The sequence below is a fragment of the Bacillus mexicanus genome, assembly GCF_050445615.1.
Taxonomy (GTDB): Bacteria; Bacillota; Bacilli; order Bacillales; family Bacillaceae; genus Bacillus; species Bacillus mexicanus.
On sequence record NZ_JBCEYV010000001.1, the window covers coordinates 1,131,462 to 1,150,072 of the forward strand.

The 18,611-nt window shown below is 43.3% G+C and carries 15 protein-coding genes and 1 other annotated feature; all 15 genes read right to left on the reverse strand.

Going from position 1 to position 18,611, the window contains the following annotated elements; genetic code table 11:
• Positions 1-64: 64 nt before the first annotated feature.
• Positions 65-2,830, reverse strand: a complete 2,766-nt coding sequence (gene ileS, locus AAGG74_RS05985; RefSeq protein ID WP_429674791.1) for an isoleucine--tRNA ligase — start codon at positions 2,828-2,830, stop codon at positions 65-67.
• Positions 2,831-2,882: 52 nt separating this feature from the next.
• Positions 2,883-3,109: a binding site (T-box leader), on the reverse strand.
• Between the two features lie 62 nt (positions 3,110-3,171).
• Positions 3,172-3,666: a septum site-determining protein DivIVA gene (gene divIVA / locus AAGG74_RS05990; protein ID WP_162101518.1), complete on the reverse strand. Its 495-nt coding sequence runs from the start codon at positions 3,664-3,666 to the stop codon at positions 3,172-3,174.
• A 93-nt stretch (positions 3,667-3,759) separates the two neighbouring features.
• Positions 3,760-4,533, reverse strand: coding sequence for a YlmH family RNA-binding protein (locus tag AAGG74_RS05995; RefSeq protein WP_429674792.1), 774 nt, complete (start codon positions 4,531-4,533; stop codon positions 3,760-3,762).
• Between the two features lie 61 nt (positions 4,534-4,594).
• Positions 4,595-4,867 (reverse strand): YggT family protein, encoded by a 273-nt coding sequence (locus tag AAGG74_RS06000; protein WP_429674793.1) that lies wholly within the window; start codon positions 4,865-4,867, stop codon positions 4,595-4,597.
• A gap of 6 nt (positions 4,868-4,873) precedes the next feature.
• Positions 4,874-5,329, reverse strand: coding sequence for a cell division protein SepF (sepF, locus tag AAGG74_RS06005; RefSeq protein ID WP_225494075.1), 456 nt, complete (start codon positions 5,327-5,329; stop codon positions 4,874-4,876).
• On the reverse strand, positions 5,326-6,018 hold the full coding sequence (locus AAGG74_RS06010; protein ID WP_429674794.1) for a YggS family pyridoxal phosphate-dependent enzyme: 693 nt from the start codon (positions 6,016-6,018) through the stop codon (positions 5,326-5,328). Before AAGG74_RS06010 ends, sepF begins: the two co-directional genes overlap by 4 nt.
• Before the next feature lie 5 nt (positions 6,019-6,023).
• Complete coding sequence (pgeF, locus tag AAGG74_RS06015) at positions 6,024-6,860, reverse strand: peptidoglycan editing factor PgeF (protein WP_429674795.1); 837 nt, start codon at positions 6,858-6,860, stop codon at positions 6,024-6,026.
• 161 nt (positions 6,861-7,021) lie between these two features.
• A complete protein-coding gene (locus AAGG74_RS06020) occupies positions 7,022-7,267 on the reverse strand; it encodes a YlmC/YmxH family sporulation protein (protein ID WP_015252132.1) in 246 nt (81 codons plus the stop codon).
• Positions 7,268-7,671: 404 nt separating this feature from the next.
• Positions 7,672-8,466: an ABC transporter ATP-binding protein gene (locus AAGG74_RS06025; protein WP_162101512.1), complete on the reverse strand. Its 795-nt coding sequence runs from the start codon at positions 8,464-8,466 to the stop codon at positions 7,672-7,674.
• 151 nt (positions 8,467-8,617) lie between these two features.
• The gene (sigG, locus tag AAGG74_RS06030) at positions 8,618-9,400 is read right to left on the reverse strand and encodes an RNA polymerase sporulation sigma factor SigG (protein WP_003221449.1); all 783 of its coding nucleotides are present in this window, start codon (positions 9,398-9,400) and stop codon (positions 8,618-8,620) included.
• Between the two features lie 140 nt (positions 9,401-9,540).
• Positions 9,541-10,260, reverse strand: a complete 720-nt coding sequence (gene sigE / locus AAGG74_RS06035) for an RNA polymerase sporulation sigma factor SigE (protein WP_024121327.1) — start codon at positions 10,258-10,260, stop codon at positions 9,541-9,543.
• A 62-nt stretch (positions 10,261-10,322) separates the two neighbouring features.
• Positions 10,323-11,252 carry a sigma-E processing peptidase SpoIIGA gene (gene spoIIGA / locus AAGG74_RS06040; protein ID WP_162101792.1) on the reverse strand — a complete coding sequence of 310 codons (930 nt, stop codon included), beginning with the start codon at positions 11,250-11,252 and terminating at the stop codon, positions 10,323-10,325.
• Positions 11,253-11,444: 192 nt separating this feature from the next.
• Positions 11,445-15,752, reverse strand: a complete 4,308-nt coding sequence (locus tag AAGG74_RS06045; protein ID WP_429674796.1) for a S8 family serine peptidase — start codon at positions 15,750-15,752, stop codon at positions 11,445-11,447.
• Between the two features lie 299 nt (positions 15,753-16,051).
• Positions 16,052-17,200, reverse strand: a complete 1,149-nt coding sequence (gene ftsZ, locus AAGG74_RS06050; RefSeq protein ID WP_162101510.1) for a cell division protein FtsZ — start codon at positions 17,198-17,200, stop codon at positions 16,052-16,054.
• A gap of 35 nt (positions 17,201-17,235) precedes the next feature.
• Positions 17,236-18,558, reverse strand: coding sequence for a cell division protein FtsA (ftsA, locus tag AAGG74_RS06055; protein WP_429674797.1), 1,323 nt, complete (start codon positions 18,556-18,558; stop codon positions 17,236-17,238).
• Positions 18,559-18,611 lie beyond the last annotated feature (53 nt).

Sequence of the window (18,611 nt, forward strand, 5' to 3'; positions counted from 1 at the left end):
CTGCCGTTCTAAACGATGTCACTCTTGGCACAAAAAAGCCCGGCATTCGCCGGGCTCTTCTCTGTTATTTTTGATAATATTTTTCAACGATTTCAGCGTTTCGCAGTGAAAGTGTAGGATATTTCGGATTTGCACCGACATCTTTTGAAATCACACGGGATCTCTCACACATTTCGCCTTCTGCTTTCTCGACAGCGATTTTGCCTGTCGCAAAGCTTTGCGCATCGTCCGGCGCTTCATTTTCTTCATTGATTGCGAGTTCAGAAACAATAAACAGCTGAGAAAGATTTTCTTTAATGGAAGCTAATAGCTCTTGGTTTTCTTTGTTTGGATACAGTTTCAGGCTGGCTTCCATTGATTTCCCGATAATTTTTTCATTCCGCGCAGTTTCCAACGCTTTTAGCACATCATTACGGAAAACCATAAAGCGGTCAAATTTATCTTCTGTCGCTTCGCTGTTTGGAACCGTGATTGTTTCCGGCATATCTGTAAGCTGAACGCTTTGCTCTTCAACGAATGTTAAATGAGACCATAATTCATCAGCCGTATGAGAAAGAATAGGCGCCGTAAGCTTCACTAACGCAAGAAGCGTTTCATAAAAGACTGTCTGCATGCTGCGTCTGTCCGGATGATCCGCATGCTCGATGTATACAACATCTTTTGCGAAATCAAGATAGAATGAGCTCAATTCGATTGTACAGAAATTATGGATGCTGTGATACACAACCGCAAATTCGTACTCATCATACGCTTTTTTCACTTTATCAATCAATTTGTTCAGTTTAATCAACATGTATTGATCCACTTCACGAAGATCTTCGACAGCCACCGCATTCGTTTTTGGATCAAAATCGAATAGGTTGCCATGAAGGAATCGGAACGTATTGCGGATTTTACGGTATACTTCAGCCACCTGTTTTAAAATAGCGTCAGACACGCGAACATCTGCCTGATAATCAACTGAGGATACCCATAATCTCAAGATGTCAGCACCAAGCTGTTTCATAACTTTAGCCGGAACAACAACGTTACCGATTGATTTACTCATCTTGCGTCCTTCTCCATCCAGTGCGAATCCATGGCTGAGTATGCCTTTATATGGCGCTTTCCCTGTTACGGCCACTGATGTAGAAAGAGATGAATTAAACCAGCCGCGATATTGGTCAGATCCTTCTAGATATAAATCAGCTGGGCGAACGAGATCATCACGCTCTTCAAGCACCGCTTGATGAGAAGATCCTGAATCAAACCAAACATCCATGATGTCCTGTTCTTTCGTAAATGTGCCGTTCGGACTTCCAGGATGTGTAAATCCTTCCGGAAGAAGATCTTTCGCTTCTTTTTCAAACCAAATGTTTGATCCGTGCTGTCTAAACAATTCAGAAACGTGTTCAATGGTTTCATCTGTAATAATCGGCTCTCCGTTCTCAGCATAAAATACCGGAATCGGCACGCCCCATGCACGCTGTCTGGAAATACACCAGTCTCCGCGGTCACGAACCATATTGTGCAAACGCTGCTCGCCCCATTCAGGAACCCATTTTGTTTCTTTAATGGCATCCAGCAGGTCTGATCTGAAGTCTTTAATTGACGCAAACCATTGTGCTGTCGCTCTGAAAATGGTTGGTTTTTTTGTTCTCCAATCGTGCGGGTAAGAGTGAGTAATGAATTCAAGTTTTACAAGCGCGCCTTTTTCATCAAGCTGCTGTGTGATTACTTTGTTCGCATCATCATAAAACATGCCTTCAAAGCCTGGAGCTTCACTTGTCATGACACCTTTTGCATCAACTGGGCATAACACATCTAAGCCATATTTCTGGCCGATGATGAAGTCATCTTCCCCGTGTCCCGGCGCTGTATGAACACAGCCTGTTCCGGCATCAGTTGTGACGTGTTCGCCAAGCATAACGAGAGAGTCTCTGCCATACAGCGGGTGTTCTGCGATAATGTTCTCAAGGTCTTTCCCTTTGATCGTTCTCGTCACTTCATATTGATCAAATCCGCAGGCAGCGGCCACATTTTCGACTAAATCACTGGCTACGACAAAGCGGTCTTCACCTGCTGCCACCACGCTGTACTCAAAATCAGGGTGCACTGAAATTCCGAGGTTCGCCGGAATTGTCCAAGGCGTTGTTGTCCAGATGATAATACGCTCGCCGTTTTCAAGAACGCCTTTTCCGTCTTTCACACCGAAAGCAACATAAATAGATGCTGAACGTTTATCTTGATATTCAATCTCTGCTTCGGCCAAAGCTGACTCACTTGAAGGTGACCAGTTAACTGGTTTAAGGCCTTTGTAAATGTAGCCTCGTTTTGCCATTTCACCAAATACGCGAATTTGCTGCGCTTCGTATTCCGGTTTTAATGTCACATACGGATTTTCCCAATCACCGCGGACACCAAGACGTTTAAACTGCTCACGCTGTCCTTCGATTTGTTTCCAAGCGTACTCTTCACACAGCTTGCGAAATTCCGCTACTGACATTTCTTTGCGGTTTACTTTTTTGTTTTTTGTAAGAGCTGTTTCAATTGGCAATCCGTGTGTATCCCAGCCCGGTACATACGGTGCATTGTAGCCGCTCATTGATTTGTAGCGGACAATAAAGTCCTTCAGTATCTTGTTAAGTGCATGGCCCATATGGATATCGCCGTTTGCATACGGAGGTCCGTCATGTAGAACAAATTTCGGGCGGTCTTTCGTCCGTTCCTGTACAAGACGATAGATATCCTCTTCCTCCCATTTCTTTTGAATGTCAGGCTCACGGTTGGGCAAATTTCCACGCATCGGGAAATCCGTTTTCGGCATTAAGAGCGTATCTTTAAAATCCATTTTCATTCCTCCACTGCATTTTTTCAGAAAATAAAAAAAGCCCTCTCATCCCATAAGGGACGAGAAAGCTTATCTCGCGGTACCACCCTTTTAGAAAAAGCTAACATACGCTTTTTCCACTCGAGCATCGTAACGTGATGAACGTCCTAACCTACTGTGAGTTCAGAAAGGAAACTTAAGGGCTGATCTACATGATTCCGGCCATCCCGGACTCTCACCATCTCCGGGTCGCTATGAAGGCCTGAAGGAAACATGACTGTCCCTTTCAACCGTCTTTTCATCTGAATTTATGAACGTATTATATTCGACAAGCTAAGAATATGTCAAGATACTCAGAGAATTTATTCCTTTTCGTCAAAGACTGCATCGACTTCATACTCGAGCAAATGATCCCAATCGTCATTTTTCAGAAGATCGAGCTGAGCTTCAATTAGCATTTGGAAACGTGTTCTGAATACTTTAGACTGTTTTTTCAGCTCTTCAATTTCCATGGCGATTTTTCTTGATTTTGATAAAGATTCGTTGATAATACGATCAGCGTTTTTCTCTGCTTCCCGAACGATCAGCTTTGCTTCTTTTTGAGAATTGCGTTTTACGTCTTCAGCTGCCTCTTGAGCAACTAAAATCGATTTATTCAGCGTTTCTTCAATATTAGCAAAGTGACCGATTCTTTCATCGAGCTCATTGACTTTCGCTTCAAGCTCTGTTTTCTTCCGAAGAACAATTTCGTAATCTTTTCGGACTTGTGCTAGAAATTCATTTACTTCATCTTCATCATATCCGCGAAAACTTTTTGTAAATGTCTTGTTGTGAATATCATTTGGCGTTAATGGCATCATGCCACCTCCATTTTTACATTTCAGTACAGTTATCTAGTTCACATTATAAAACAAATTTCGCACAGATGGAGAAAAAAACTGAAAAAACGACTATTTTTGTCGTTCAAACGTAACTCTCCACTTGTCTTTTTTGGTTTTTCCTTCGATTTTTGTTAAGCTGCAGCGGCCAAAGCCTCTGATAGACAGCATGTCCCCTTCCGCCACCAAATATGAAGGATCTTCAACTACCTTCCAGTTCACTTTGACGAGCCCGTTTTTCACGAGCGTTTGTGATTTCTGGCGGGATTGCCTGCTCACAGAGGCGCAGACGGCGTCAAGCCTTAATGAAGAAACCGTGTCATCTCTTATTTCGACATCAACTGCTGGAATGTTAAGGTCTGACAAGTCAATTTTCTCTAAGCTGACCGCCGCTTTTCCTGCTTGGGTCAGCTGTGCAGCCACAAAATCAGCGATATCGGCTGAGACAATCAATTGCACTGATGTCTCAGAAAACACGATGTCACCGAATTTTTGCCGTTTTAAACCTATGCCCATTAATGCGCCAAGCAGAGATCGGTGATCTACCGAGACAAATTTTTCAGCATAACGGACGTGAAACGCCTGCAGTTCAAAATCTGATTCTTCCGGCGTGATGTACTCCGGATAGAGAATGGCCCGTTTTCGTTCCGCTCGGTCATATCCGCCGGAAAAAGCAACCCCGACGTCCGTTTGCCCCGTAACAGCAGAGAGGATGACCTGCTCTCGGGGATCTAAGAAGTCGGTCAGCTTCATCCGATATTGCTCCTGGACAATACTTTTCCATTCGAGCGCCTGATCAATAAAGGCCCGCTCGTCTTTTCTGAAGTGCTGATAAATATCGCTCATCGTCTTTCCCTTCTATGTAAAGAGGCTTGGCTGCTGCCAAGCCCCTATCAAACTGTCACAATTAAAATACAATCATGCGATAAAGCCCCCACAAGCCAAGTGACGCAAATCGAAGCACAATGATAGCTACGATTGGTGAAATATCCAGCATTGCGATCGGAGGGATGATTTTTCTGAACGGTTCGAGATATGGTTCGCAAATCGAAGCTAAAAAACGCCCGACTGCCGTTTCCCTTGTACTCGGCACCCATGACATAAAAATATATATGATCAAGGCAAATGAGTATATTTTGATTAATAAAGCTAAAACCGAAAAAACTTGATAAAGGATCATCTCGCTTTACCACCTCTGATGTTCGTCTTCAGATATGAGCTCAGAAATTGTGCCTGATACGTCTACATTGTCAGGCGTGCAAAGAAAAATGTCCGAGCCGATTCGCTGAATATCGCCGCCAATGGCATAAACGGTTCCGCTTAAAAAGTCAACAATCCGCTTAGCCTGGTCATGCTGTATCCGCTGAAGATTGACGACAACTGCCCGCCGGTTCTTCAAATGGTCGGCTATTTCCTGTGCTTCCGCATAAACGCGCGGCTCACTCAACACCACTTTAGAGGATTTTTGAACACTTTGCAAGCTTACTACATTCTGTTTGCCCGCAGGTTTGTTTGCATTGTAAGCAGGCTTTTCTTTTTGCTCATTTTCTTCATGAGGTTCCCGATCTGTCTCAATATATTCATATTCGTATTCTTCATCATCTATCGAGAAAAAGTTTTTCAGTTTGTTTTTCATACTCATTGCTGTACACCCCCTGTTTCATTTCCGACTAACGATGAGCCGATTCTAATATAAGTAGCTCCTTCTTCAATTGCAATTTCAAAATCATTTGACATGCCCATCGACAGTTCAGTACACGGAGCGTTAGGCTGTTTCAGCTCCTGGACCTGGTCACGGAGCTCTCTCAGCGCTCTGAAACAGCTTCTGATCTGATCTTGGTCATCAGTCAGCGGAGCCATTGTCATCAGCCCGGCCACAACGACGTGCTCAAAACCGGAAAGCTCCTGTATAAATGGAATCACTTCTTCTTTTTTCATGCCGTGTTTAGAGGGCTCAAGAGAGGTATTGACCTGCACAAAACATTGGACAGTACCTTCCGCCCGTTTTTCAATTTCTTTCGCTAATGAGAGCCGGTCTAAGGAATGAATATAAGAAACCGAATTGACGACAGCTTTAGCTTTTCTTGACTGTAGACTGCCGATAAAATGCCATTCCGGAATCCCGTTGATCAGTTCCTGTTTGCGGAGCAATTCCGCATCCCGATTTTCTCCGAGGCAGGTAATGCCCGCATCCACCGCCTCCTGTGCTCTTTCAGGTGATACATATTTAGTGACTGCAATAATCGTAACTTCATCGGAGCTGCGGCCCGATCTGTTACATGCTTCGTTTATTCGTTCGTTTATATGTCGTAAATGATCAACAACACGCAAGATCTTTATGCCTCCTTCATTCCGATAAAGGACATCATCCGTCCAGTTTTCCCCTGATCGCGGCGGTGAGAAAAGAAAAGAGACGGCTCACTTTCCGTACATAAACCGCTGACAGAAATCTGTTCATTTGCCAAACCGCTGTCTATTAATATAAGGCGGTTCAGCTCTTTCAGATCAAGCTGATATTGTGCCTGTCCCGTCTGATTCACGGCACGGTCTGCTGAAACCGGCAACGCCCGGACAGCATCCAAGACACGGTCGTCTACTGTATAGCATGCCCCGCTGATAGACGGCCCAATAACAGCATGAATATCTGAGAGATTTGACCCTTCCTGCTCAGTCCATTGCTTCACCATTTCCCTGCCAATCTGTTTGACAGTGCCTTTCCACCCGGCATGGGCGATCCCGACAAGCGATTTAACCGGATCATAAAAGAAAAGAGGCACACAATCAGCAAAGCATAATGCCAAAAACACATTGTTTTCATTGGTATAGAGCCCGTCCGTTGCTTTTAGAGCTGTATGATACTCCCGGGCGCCTCTTCCCCTATCCCTCTGCGTCACTTTCTGAATGCGATGATCATGTGTCTGATCAGCAAATACCCAAGACTGCAAATCAATATTAAACATATCGGCTATATATTCACGATTTTTAACTACATCTGCATCTTTGTCATGAACGTGCAATCCTGTATTTAACGATTCAAAAGGCTTTTGGCTGACACCGCCGTTTTTCGTTGTAAATCCGGCAATGACTTCTCTGTTGTTTTGATTCGCTCGTATCCAGTCTTGTATCATGAGTGTCGAGGGTGTGGTAAGACTGAATGGGTGATATGTATTCATGATGATCCAACCTTTCGACAAACATTAAAAAAGCGGAATTTCCCACTTATTTTACCACAACTTTCTGCATTCGTTGAGCGCCTATTTACATATTTCTAAATGAAATGTGCCGGAAGAAATGAGACTTCCGGCATTTGCCAATCAGCGGTTAAAAAAACAAGTTATGTATGTGGTTCACTTAATCGGACCAAAATCACATCTTCTCCGATTTTTACTATATTTCGCCACGGAATGACCAATTCCTCTTCTTTTCCAAAAAATCCGAGAACTTTCCCATTTCCTCCTAGTATGATCGCCTGTATTTTTCCAGTCGTCACATTGATATCGATATCTCCAATGCTCCCCAGCTTTTTTCCGTTTGAGACATTCACGACATCCTTCACCTGAAATTCTGAAATGCTGATCATTTCATCACGTCCTTTTTCCGCCTTTTTTCAAGTATATGAGCGGGCGGGCTAAACCTTGTCAGCTACAAGAAATTTCACTGGCACTGTTTTTTGCTTTTCACGATAAATCGGGCTCAATTTTCGTACAATGTCCCAGCTGCAATCCTCGTTCACATTGTATGTTGATCAGACATCAGTGTTTTGTTTGCTGAATAAGCCCCTCATTTTTAACAATAAGACTATTTAGATTCAATGTGATCCGCTTCCGTGCTTACACATCAAAAGACCGTTTCATAAAATATGAAACGGCTCAATAAAGATAGACGTCCTTCGAATGTTTCACCGCTTTCCTCCGCTGGCAAAAGGGATGATTCAGTGTCCATCAGTTTCATAACACATTTCAAGGGTGAATCAGTATATATTGTTCAAGCATTCGTTGTCTGCTTTACCCTTGTTAAAAACGGCCGATCCTGATTCCATAAGACATGGATTGGCGTATCAAAAAAGTCAGAAAGTATTTGATCAGTAAGCATGTCCTTTATTTTACCCGATGTAAAGACCTCTCCCTGTTTTAACAAAAGGGCTTTGTCAAAGACCGGCAAAATTTCTTCCGCATGATGAGTCACATAAAGGATCGATGGCGCATTTTTTTTGTTTGCAATGTATGTAATCGTATCTAACAGTTTTTCCCGGGCAATAAAATCCAAACCTGTGACTGGTTCGTCAAGTATGAGCAGCTCTGGATCGGCCATTAGTGCTCTGGCAATCAAAACTCGTTGTTTTTCTCCTTGAGAAAGGGTTTCATAGCGGCGATCGGCATATTCAATTGCTCCCAAGGCCTCTAACAAGCCAATCGCTTTTTCCCTGATTTCAGCACTTGGTGTGTCATATAAGCCAATTGAAGCGTAAGCGCCGCTCAAAGCAATCTCAAAGGCTGAATCCGCTGGATAAAATTTTTGCTGAAGTGCTGCTGAGACGAGGCCGATTTTCCGTCTGAGCTTCTCCCCCAGCTCCGTTTTTCCAAATTCATGGCCAAGCACTTGCATCTGGCCTGATGTTGGAAAATAATAAGAGCAAAGCATATTCAACAGTGCTGTTTTCCCGGCGCCGTTCAGTCCGTAAAGCACCCAATTCTCCTTTTCTTCGACTTTCCAATGAATGTCTTTCAGTATCCATTTCCCATTTCTTTTTAATGAGACATTGTCTAGCTGCAATTTCATCATGGTCCTCCTCGTTATCCCTCTTGCAATTATTTTAATTTTCGTACAACTTCGCATGGACTAGGATACCTTATTTTTTCCAAAACGTAAACCGTCCACAATACAAACAATAGAAAAGCCTTTAAAACAATATTGTTTTAAAGGCTTTTCATTATTGATGAATGTTCTTATTCATTTGTTTGATGGCCGCTTTTTCAAGTCTGGACACCTGCGCTTGGGAAATCCCGATTTCTTCAGCGACTTCCATTTGTGTTTTCCCTTGGAAGAATCTCTTTCTCAAAATCATTTTTTCCCTATCATTCAGCCTTCTCATGCCCTCTTTTAAAGCCAGCTCTTCAATCCATTGTGAATCTTTATTGCGCTCATCACTGATTTGATCCATTACATAGATCGGATCTCCTCCGTCGTTATAGATCGGTTCAAATAGAGAGACCGGATCCTGAATGGCATCAAGCGCAAATACGATTTCTTCATGCGGTACTTCAAGAACTTTAGCGATGTCTTCTGCAGTCGGCTCCTTGCTTGTCTCACTGATTAACCGCTCTCTTACCTGAAGTGCCTTGTAAGCGATATCTCGGAGTGATCTTGAGACACGGATCGGGTTATTATCACGTAAATATCTGCGAATCTCTCCGATAATCATAGGTACAGCGTATGTTGAAAACTTCACATTGTGGCTTAGGTCAAAATTATCAATGGATTTCATTAGTCCGATGCAGCCCACCTGAAATAAGTCATCAACATACTCTCCTCTGTTATTAAATCTTTGAATGACACTTAAGACAAGACGCAAGTTCCCGTTTACAAGCTTTTCTCTTGCTGAATCATCGCCTTCATCCTGCAGCTGCCGAAACAGCTTTCTCATCTCTTCATTCTTTAGTACTGGTAATTTGGAGGTATCCACCCCGCAGATTTCGACTTTATTTCTCGACACTTTTTTCCCTCCCTACAGGAGCTGCTGTACAACGTTAAGTATCTCCTCGGGTGGGAAAAATATGCACTGCACTCAGACGAGAAAACATCCGAAATTAGGAAATCCCTGTAAGATCAAGGGGTTTATAACCATAAAAAATTTCACACCATTTTGTTGAACTCTTTTCTCAATCTTTTTATAATTCTTTTCTCCAAACGCGAAATATAGGACTGAGAAATCCCCATCATATCTGCTACATCCTTTTGTGTCTTTTCTTCTTCACCAACAAGCCCGAACCGCAGTTCCATGATTTGCTTTTCTCTTTCATTGAGCTGCTCAAGCGCTTTTTTCAAAAGCTTTTTATCTACATTAGCTTCTATGTCTTTTGTGATAATGTCATCGTCAGTGCCAAGCACATCAGAAAGCAAAAGCTCATTGCCGTCCCAATCAATATTAAGCGGCTCATCAAAAGAAACTTCAGAACGGATTTTGTTATTTCTCCTTAAATACATCAGGATTTCGTTTTCTATACAACGGGAAGCGTAGGTTGCCAGCTTGATTTTCTTTTCCGGATTAAACGTATTCACTGCTTTAATTAATCCGATCGTGCCGATGCTGATTAAATCCTCTATATTAATTCCCGTATTTTCAAATTTACGGGCGATATAGACGACCAGCCGCAAATTGCGTTCGATCAAAATGGCGCGAGCCGCCTGATCGCCGCTTGGGAGCTTCATTAACAGAACCTGCTCTTCATCCTTAGATAATGGCGGCGGCAGGGCTTCACTCCCTCCTATGTAATAAACTTCATCGCTTTTCAGGCCGAGTTTCATCAGCAGCTTATACCAAAGGTGTGTCAATCGTAATTTCAGTTTTTTCATCTTCCTCTCCCTTCTAAATGTCACGTCATTTGAGTATGATAGGTAACGGACATTTGCGACCATTATGAAACGTGTTTGACTGCCTTGCCCGAGAGCATTTTCGGATGAATAATGGCGTCAAACTCCCCATCTGCCGATAGCTTTGTTATGCTGATGCCGATTAAGCATTTATCCGCAGAAACCATTTCTTCTTTCGTTATAATCGTTACGTGATCAGGTTTAACGCATAGTAACAATTGATTTTGCTGGCCTACTCCTCTGTATGGAATCAGCCTTAGTTTATCTAAAAAGCGAAACGAATCATCGAGCTGCCGGATGGCTTCCAATGGATCTGAGCTCCGAATGATCATCGTTTCAGCTGCCCCGAAAATCGGTTCCAGCTTATCAATATGAATAATCATGACCGGTGTTTTTGTGAGCGGATCGTACAGCTGATTGCCCGAATCAATCAAACCTCTGATGTGAAGCGTTTGGCCGCCTATGTCCGCCTGTACGCCGACTCGTTCCTCATATTGAATGTTTTTTGTTTCAATATCATCAATTCTTCTCTTAGAAAAAAACCATAGTACTGGAAATCCGGCAACAATAAACAACCAGCTGATCGGGTCTCCAAACCCAGTTTGATTGGTCATCATGACACCGTTTTGAATAACAGAATGTGACTGCAGCAAAGAATGGGCTCCGATCATTCCCCCTCCCATTAAAAAAGTGGCAAAATAAAAGGAAAACAAATTCTGAAAAAAATAACGGAATCTCTTAAAGCCAAATGACACCATCACAATTACAACTGAAAAAGCCAGCTTCCCAGCCGGATGTTCAACGATCGGCGAAAAAGGGGTAAACATCAAAAGGACAATACTTGATCCGATGAACGCTCCGCCTACCAGTCTCCTTTTTTTCACATGCCGTTTTAACATAAATGCCGTGAGCAAAAGTAAAAGTGCATCAAAACAAAAGTTTAACAGCCAAATGACATCTAAATAGATTTTCACATCTGACTCCTTCCTTTCTTGCCTCACGTTGTTTCCCTTCTTATTTCACAAGTATAAAGCAAGCTCTATGGGAAAGTCTGTCAATTAATGTTGAGAGGAAAATACAATTTTTCAGGGATAACTGCTTAATTTGTCGAGAAAATGAATGAGAGAATATAAAAAAAGCTGCCTTTCGCGGCAGCTTTTTCACACTTAATTTTCAGGATGGAGATAAAGCTTTCCATTCGCTGTTTTTCTAGTTTCATTCCCATAATCATCTCGTACAATCACTTCTACTTTTGCTCCGTTTGCTTTAATAGAAGAAGTGGCTGTCCAATAGCCTTCATATGTCCCTGGAGCGATTTCTCTCAGCGGGAGTTCGGTGGCATTTTGCACACTCGCTCTTGCATTTGTCAGCGGCATCCGAATAATAAATGTCGCATCTAAATCCTTGCCGCTTGTGAAAGCGATTTTCACAGATTCACCCGCTTTTAAGGTTTTGTCCTTTCCAGGAATCAAACCGGATATGACAGGCTGGTCAAAGTTGACATCAATGACAGCTTGTTTCGTTGTTTTGTTGCCTGCTAAGTCTGTAGCAATCGCTTTAATCTTATTGCTTCCATTCTCCAAAAGAATTCGAGCTGAGTATGAACCATCTTGAATCGTTGCTTTTTTGCCATTCACTTTGACTTCTTTTAGATTGTCATCGGAAACAGTCCCTTTAACAGTCAGCGTTTCTTTATTTGTTTTCTCGCCGCCCTTTGGATTGTCCATCGTCAATTCAGGCTTCTCTTGATCAAGCGTAACCGTTATAGGACTGGAGGCATCTGTTGTTCCATTGTCTGTTGATGCAGTTGCTGTCAGCTCATTTTTACCCTTGCTGAGTGTGATGCCTGCTTGGAACGTGCCATCCGCAGCGGCTTTCGTTTCTCCTGCTTCTTTCTCTCCATTATAAATGTGTACGGTTATACCAGGAGAGGCTTTTCCTTTTACAGTAACGTTCTCTTTATTTGTGTACGATTTGTCCGTCGGTGAAGTAATTTCAGGTATAGAAGCTTCATAATCAACTAAGCCGCGAATCATATAGTTGCCATCAGATTTGTCAGCCGGGCTCCATTCGCCCCCTATATACTGCCAGTTGCGGCCGGAGTTCTGACCGGTTTCATCTACTGCCAGTCCGGGTGAATACGGATCAGGTTTTGACTGGATATACACGAGGTAAAAGTCTTTATCGACCATAATCCCTTTTGAACTGAGATCTACCTTAGTCCACTCGCCATTGCGAAGGGCCTCAGCGTTAAATGGGCCGGCAATTTTTTTACCCGGCGCTCCGTCTTTTCCTGTAGCATCGTATACTTCGACCTTAAACTCTGTGCCGCCAGGATCAGGAAACTCTGCATCCCAGAATCGGAACAGTCCTCCTGTAAGCATGCCTTTATCCTTGCCGTCAGCCAGTGTCATTTTGACTGCCCATCCGTTACCAGCTGCAGAATAGGAACTGGCACTTTCCGCCGTTCCGTCATCATATGCAATCTCACCTGGATAACCGACAAAAGGCTCCAGTGCAGTTTCTTTTGTCACATCACCCTTTAATTCAATTGAAAATTCATCAGTGTAATAGCTTGGTGCAGCGATTTTAATCGTATAAGAGCCTTCATAGGCCTCAAGCGTATATTCGCCTTTTTCGTTTGTTTCAGCAGGTTCAACCGCAGCATCCTCTACTACATAGACGAAGGCGCCTTTTACCGGCTCACCTGTCGTTTTATTTTTGACCGTGCCTTTTAATGTGCCCTTCTTCATTTCTTCTAACGTAAAATCGGCTTGTGTCGTCTGATCTGCTTGCAGAGAAACTTTTTGTGTTTTTGATTGATAGCCGTACGCTTCTGCCATAAGCGTATAATCTCCCGCTTTATGCTTCAGCGTATACTGCCCTGTGGATCGATCTGAATATGTTGATTTCCCTGTTTCCACCACACTGACTTGCGCTCTAAGCGGCAGCACTTGAGGCTGTAAATCTTTGCTTTGATGTTTTGCCGTTGTATTTGCAGACGGCTTAGCTTTTTTGGGATTTACCGGCTTTTTCTTTTGCTTTTCATATGGCTTTTTGACTCCGAGCTTATTCTTTTTGTCTGTTTTTCCGATCGATTTGTCAGAAAGCCCAACATCATCAATGTACCAACCCTCTTGTGTATCGCTCTCATCAGCTTGAAGGTTAAACATCACTTGAATGTTTTGACCTTTATAAGCGGAAAGATCAATTTCTTCGTCCGTCCAGCTTGGTGTCTTTCCATTATAGACACCAGCCTGCTCCCAATTTTTTTTACCCTCTGGAAGAACAAAAACGTAGCCATAATCAAAATCATCTTCTAAATTGTGCCAGCTTTTAAATTGAAGAAACAGACTTCCTGAATTTGGCACTTTAACGGGAGGCATCAAAAGATTCATGTTTGCTGAGTTGGCATAGTTTCCGGCCAGGTTTGTTCCATACACTTTTTCACCTGAGGCTGCTTGGTTTGGACCTGACGATGGAATTCCCCATTCCCAGCTATTATTTATTCCGCTTGCAATCCAGCCGCTTGGTGCAGTTTCAAAGTCCTGCTTATACCCCGCTGTAATACTTGGTTTCACTGGGACATCGTATGTGTCAGATTCAACGACATGGCCGCCAAAATCCTGAATCCTCCACTTATAGCTCAGTGTCGTTCCTTTTATACTTGGTATCTCTGCCTGATACGTTCCTTTCAGGTGATCACCGCTGATTCGCTTAGCCTGTACTTCTGTCCATTCACCTTCATCCAGCTTATAGGACAGTTTTACAGATGTCACACTCACATTGTCTTCAGCTGTCAAAGTAAGCGGCAGGCTCGCACCTTCAAAAGATTCTGTTACTTTCTCATGCTGATAGACAGGCGGCTCTTGATCTTCTCCTTCTACCGAAACTTGTCCTTCTGCTTTTCCTAAACCATCTGTAACAGCTGATACAGCATCAAAAGCATTCACCAACCCATGGCCGTATCCATTATTCGGAGAATCAGGAAAGGTTGAATCCCTCAACGGTTCAGCTGTGCTGGTTAAAATATCTTCCATCTCATCGACAGAAAGTGAGGCATCCGCCTGTTTCAGCAGTGCGGCGACAGCGGACACATGCGGACCTGCCATGGATGTGCCGTCCCATCCGTCCTCATATATTTGGCCGGGAACAGAAGACCGGATATTTACACCCGGTGCAGAAATTTCCGGCTTTATTTCGTCATATGGAGATGGTCCTTGAAGAGAAAAGTCAGCAAGCTTTTTGTTATGATCAGTCGCACCAGTAGCAAAAGACTCCGGATAGTTTGCCGGATTTGCGATAGAACCAGGCCCGCCCGGAATAAAGAGATCCGTATTCCCCGCTGAAAACTCAGGAAAAATATCTGCTGCGCGCCAGGCATTGACCATGTCTCTGTACCATTCATCAAGTCCTGAACCCCCGCCCCATGAATTATTGACAACATCAGGAGCCATTTCCGGATGAGGGTTGCCCTCTGCGTCCTTTGGAGCTAAAATCCATTCACCCGCCTCCAAAATGTCAGCATCATTGCCGCCATCTTCTGAGAATGCTTTAACCGCAATCCATTTAGCGCCTGGCGCTACCCCGATTTGATTTGTTCCATCAGGTTCAGAACCAACCATCGTACCTGTCACATGGGTGCCGTGAGCCAGATCATCGTAAGGGCTTGCTTCGCCCGCTATGGCATCATACCAGTTCATTTCATGATCAGGCTCCTCAGGGCTTTCCGGATGATATCCGCGATATTTCTCTTTTAATGCCGGGTGGTTCCATTCCACACCAGTATCAATGGACGCGACAACTGTACCAGTTCCATCATATCCAAGCGCCCAAGCTTTCGGAGCTTCGATTTGATCTACATTCCATTCCACACCGTTGGTTGCTTTGATAGCTTTTTGTTCTTTTTTCATATGAAATGGAGAGGAGGATGATGTAAACAGCTGCCGTTTCTCATTTGGAAGCACCTTTTCCACTTCGGGAAACTGCGCTACTTTTTCCATCACCTCTTTTGAGGCATGGACAGCAATTCCGTTCACCACATAATAAGAGTGAATTCGCTCTGCATTCCCTTTATTTTTTTGACTGTTCAAATATGTTAAGACATCTCTCTGGGTTTCATCGGCGGTGACTTTTAACGTCGACACAACAGCAGAACGCTTTTGATATTCGGTCTTAGCGGCAGTCAGCTTCTTCGATTTGGCTCTTTTAACAGCAGCTTTTGCCGCTTTTTCTGTGTCAGCTTGATGTTTAAATTTAATCAGAAAGGTCGTTTTTTCTTTCTTTTTAAAGTTTTTCATTAATGAATTCGAGATTTTGTTCTGAATGGATCCAGCGGATTGCAGGTTCTGTTTCACAGCAGTTGAGGCGCCTTTATTGCTGCTTGCCACGGCTGCACCTGGAAACAGCAGTGAACCAATGACAACTGTACTTAAAACAGAACTGATGAGTCTGTTTTTCGTTTTTTTCCTCATTTTTATCCCCCTTTTTCAACATACTTTGTAAAAAAGTGTCGTCCCTCCTTTTAAAAATGATAAGTTTGTCAGAACATCGATGTACGTTAACTGTAGACAATCTCTTTTACAAATATTGTCGTTTCATGTCAATCGGTTTTCACATATAAGAAAACGAGTAAATTGTCATAGTTTTAAAACGAGTCTAATAGTCCTTTTTGTTAAACTTCGCAAGAGTATATAGGGAAAAAGACGTTACAAGAGGAAAAGTGTTGGAGAAAATAAAAAGGACAAAATCGAAAACGATTTTGTCCTTCACATTAGCCGCGTTTATTGCGGTTTCTTAAGAATGTCGGGATGTCGAGCGTATCATCAGCCGGCTGTGAAGTATGACGGCTTGCTGTGTTTTGTTGCTGGGGCTCCTCACGTTTTGGTTCACGCTTCGGAACGCTTTGGTTATGTGTTTTATTGCTTTGGTTTAAGCTTGGACGCTGAGGTTTTGTCACGTCCTTCTCTTGTTCGATGAAACCAGTCGCAATCACTGTCACCACAATCTCGTCTTTTAGATTTTCATTAATAACAGAACCGAAAATCATGTTTACGTCTTGGTCAGACGCAGAAGCGACAATGTCTGCTGCTTCCTGAACTTCATATAAGCTGAGGTTTGTTCCCCCAGTGATATTCATAAGGACGCCTTGCGCACCGTCAATAGCTGCTTCAAGAAGCGGGCTGGAGATTGCTTTTTTCGCTGCCTCTGCCGCGCGGTTTTCACCAGTCGCAATACCGATCCCCATCAAAGCAGATCCTTTGTTTGACATGATCGTTTTCACATCAGCAAAGTCAAGGTTGATAAGACCAGGTGTAGCAATCAAGTCTGAAATACCTTGAACACCTTGGCGGAGTACATTATCCGCTTCACGGAATGCTTCAAGCATTGGCGTGTTTTTATCAACAATTTCAAGGATTCGGTCGTTCGGGATTACGATCAGTGTATCCACCGCTTCTTTCATTGCTGAGATTCCGCCTGCAGCCTGAAGCTGTCTTTTCCGTCCTTCAAATGTAAACGGTCTTGTGACGACTCCGACTGTTAATGCGCCTAAATCTTTCGCAATCTGTGCAATAACCGGTGCGGCACCTGTTCCTGTTCCGCCGCCCATGCCTGCTGTCACAAATACCATGTCAGCGCCTTTTAACGCTTCTTCAATCTGCTCTTTGCTTTCTTCAGCGGCTTTTTTTCCGACTTCCGGATTCGCACCTGCTCCCAATCCTCTAGTCAGCTTTGCGCCGATTTGCATTTTCACTTCTGCTTTTGACAGGTTAAGAGCTTGAGCATCGGTATTTACCGCGATGTACTCTACTCCTTGCACTTCATTTTCAATCATTCGGTTAACGGCGTTATTTCCGCCGCCTCCTACTCCGATTACTTTAATTGATGCTAAGCCGTCTACGTTTGTTTCGAACTCCAACATGCTAAATCCTCCTAATCTGCCGAATGACTAACTATCTATTCCCAAAACATGCTTAATAGTTTTTTCACTTTGCTCTGTTTATTATGTTCGGCTTGTGTTTTTTGTTTTCCTTTTGGCCGCTTCTGCGCCTCATTTTGGTGATGATGCTGCTCTAGTTCCTCTGACGATGAGACTGCAATTTCCTGTATCGCTTCTTCAGGCATCTTAAAGCCTATTTTTCTGCCTTGGATTCTTGCATTTCGGCAGGCAAATTGGATCAAGCCCACTCCCGTCATATATTGAGGATCTCTTACACCGATGTAATTCGGGCTGGCCACTCTGACATTGTTTTGCAGAACATCCTGTGCCAGCGACATGACACCCGGCATTGCTGCTTGTCCCCCTGTCAGCACAAAGCCTCCCGGCAGATCGGTAATTCCCATACTGCTAATCTCTTCTGAAACAATTTCAAGGATTTCTTCTAGTCTTGCTTCAATGATATTCGCTGCTTCCTGCTGTGTAAATGTTTGTTTTTGATTAGTGCCAATAACGGTTACCTCAAATACTTCATCTTCCGAGGCTTCGTCATAGTAGGCATGTCCAAATTGCTTTTTCACACGTTCTGCTTCTTCTGTTGACGTTCTCAATCCGATGGAGATATCTTTGGTGATATTTTCGCCTCCGAGAGGAATGACACGGGTAGAAGTGAGATGACCGTTCTGGAATACGGCAATGGTTGTTGACCCTCCCCCAATATCAATGAGGGCCACACCAAGGTTTTTCTCGTCCTTTGATAATGCAGCAGAACCGGCTGCCAACGGCTGAAGACTAATATCAGTTATTTCAATACCGGCTCTTTCAACACAGCGGAGTAAGTTATGTAAAATTGTTTTTGAACCGGTGATTAAGGTGCCTTCTACTTCTAGTCGCACACCCAGCATTTTTTTAGGATCGGTGATTTCATCTCTTCCATCAACGATAAACTGTTTCGGAATGACGTCCACAATCAGCTGTTCGTGCGGTATTGAAACAACCTGTGCTGCCTCCATGACACGGCGCACATCTTCAACCTGAATTTCTTTATTTTCACTGGAAACTGCAACAACACCATTTGTATCTTGAATATTGATATAATTTCCATTAACCCCGACAATCGCTTTTCGAAGCGGAAAACCTACCATTCTTTCAGCTTGGTCAAACGCTTTTCTTATAGAATGAACGGTCTCATCTATATCAACGATTGAGCCTTTTTTCAAACCTTCAGACGGAACATTTCCCACACCGATAATATTAAGGGAATCATCTGTCATTTCTCCGACGATCACTTTTGTATTGGACGTACCGATGTCAAGACTGACGTAAAGTTCATTGTTGTTCATTCTATGGCACCTCCTCACATTTCAATCATTTCTATTCTATTATTTGCGGAACA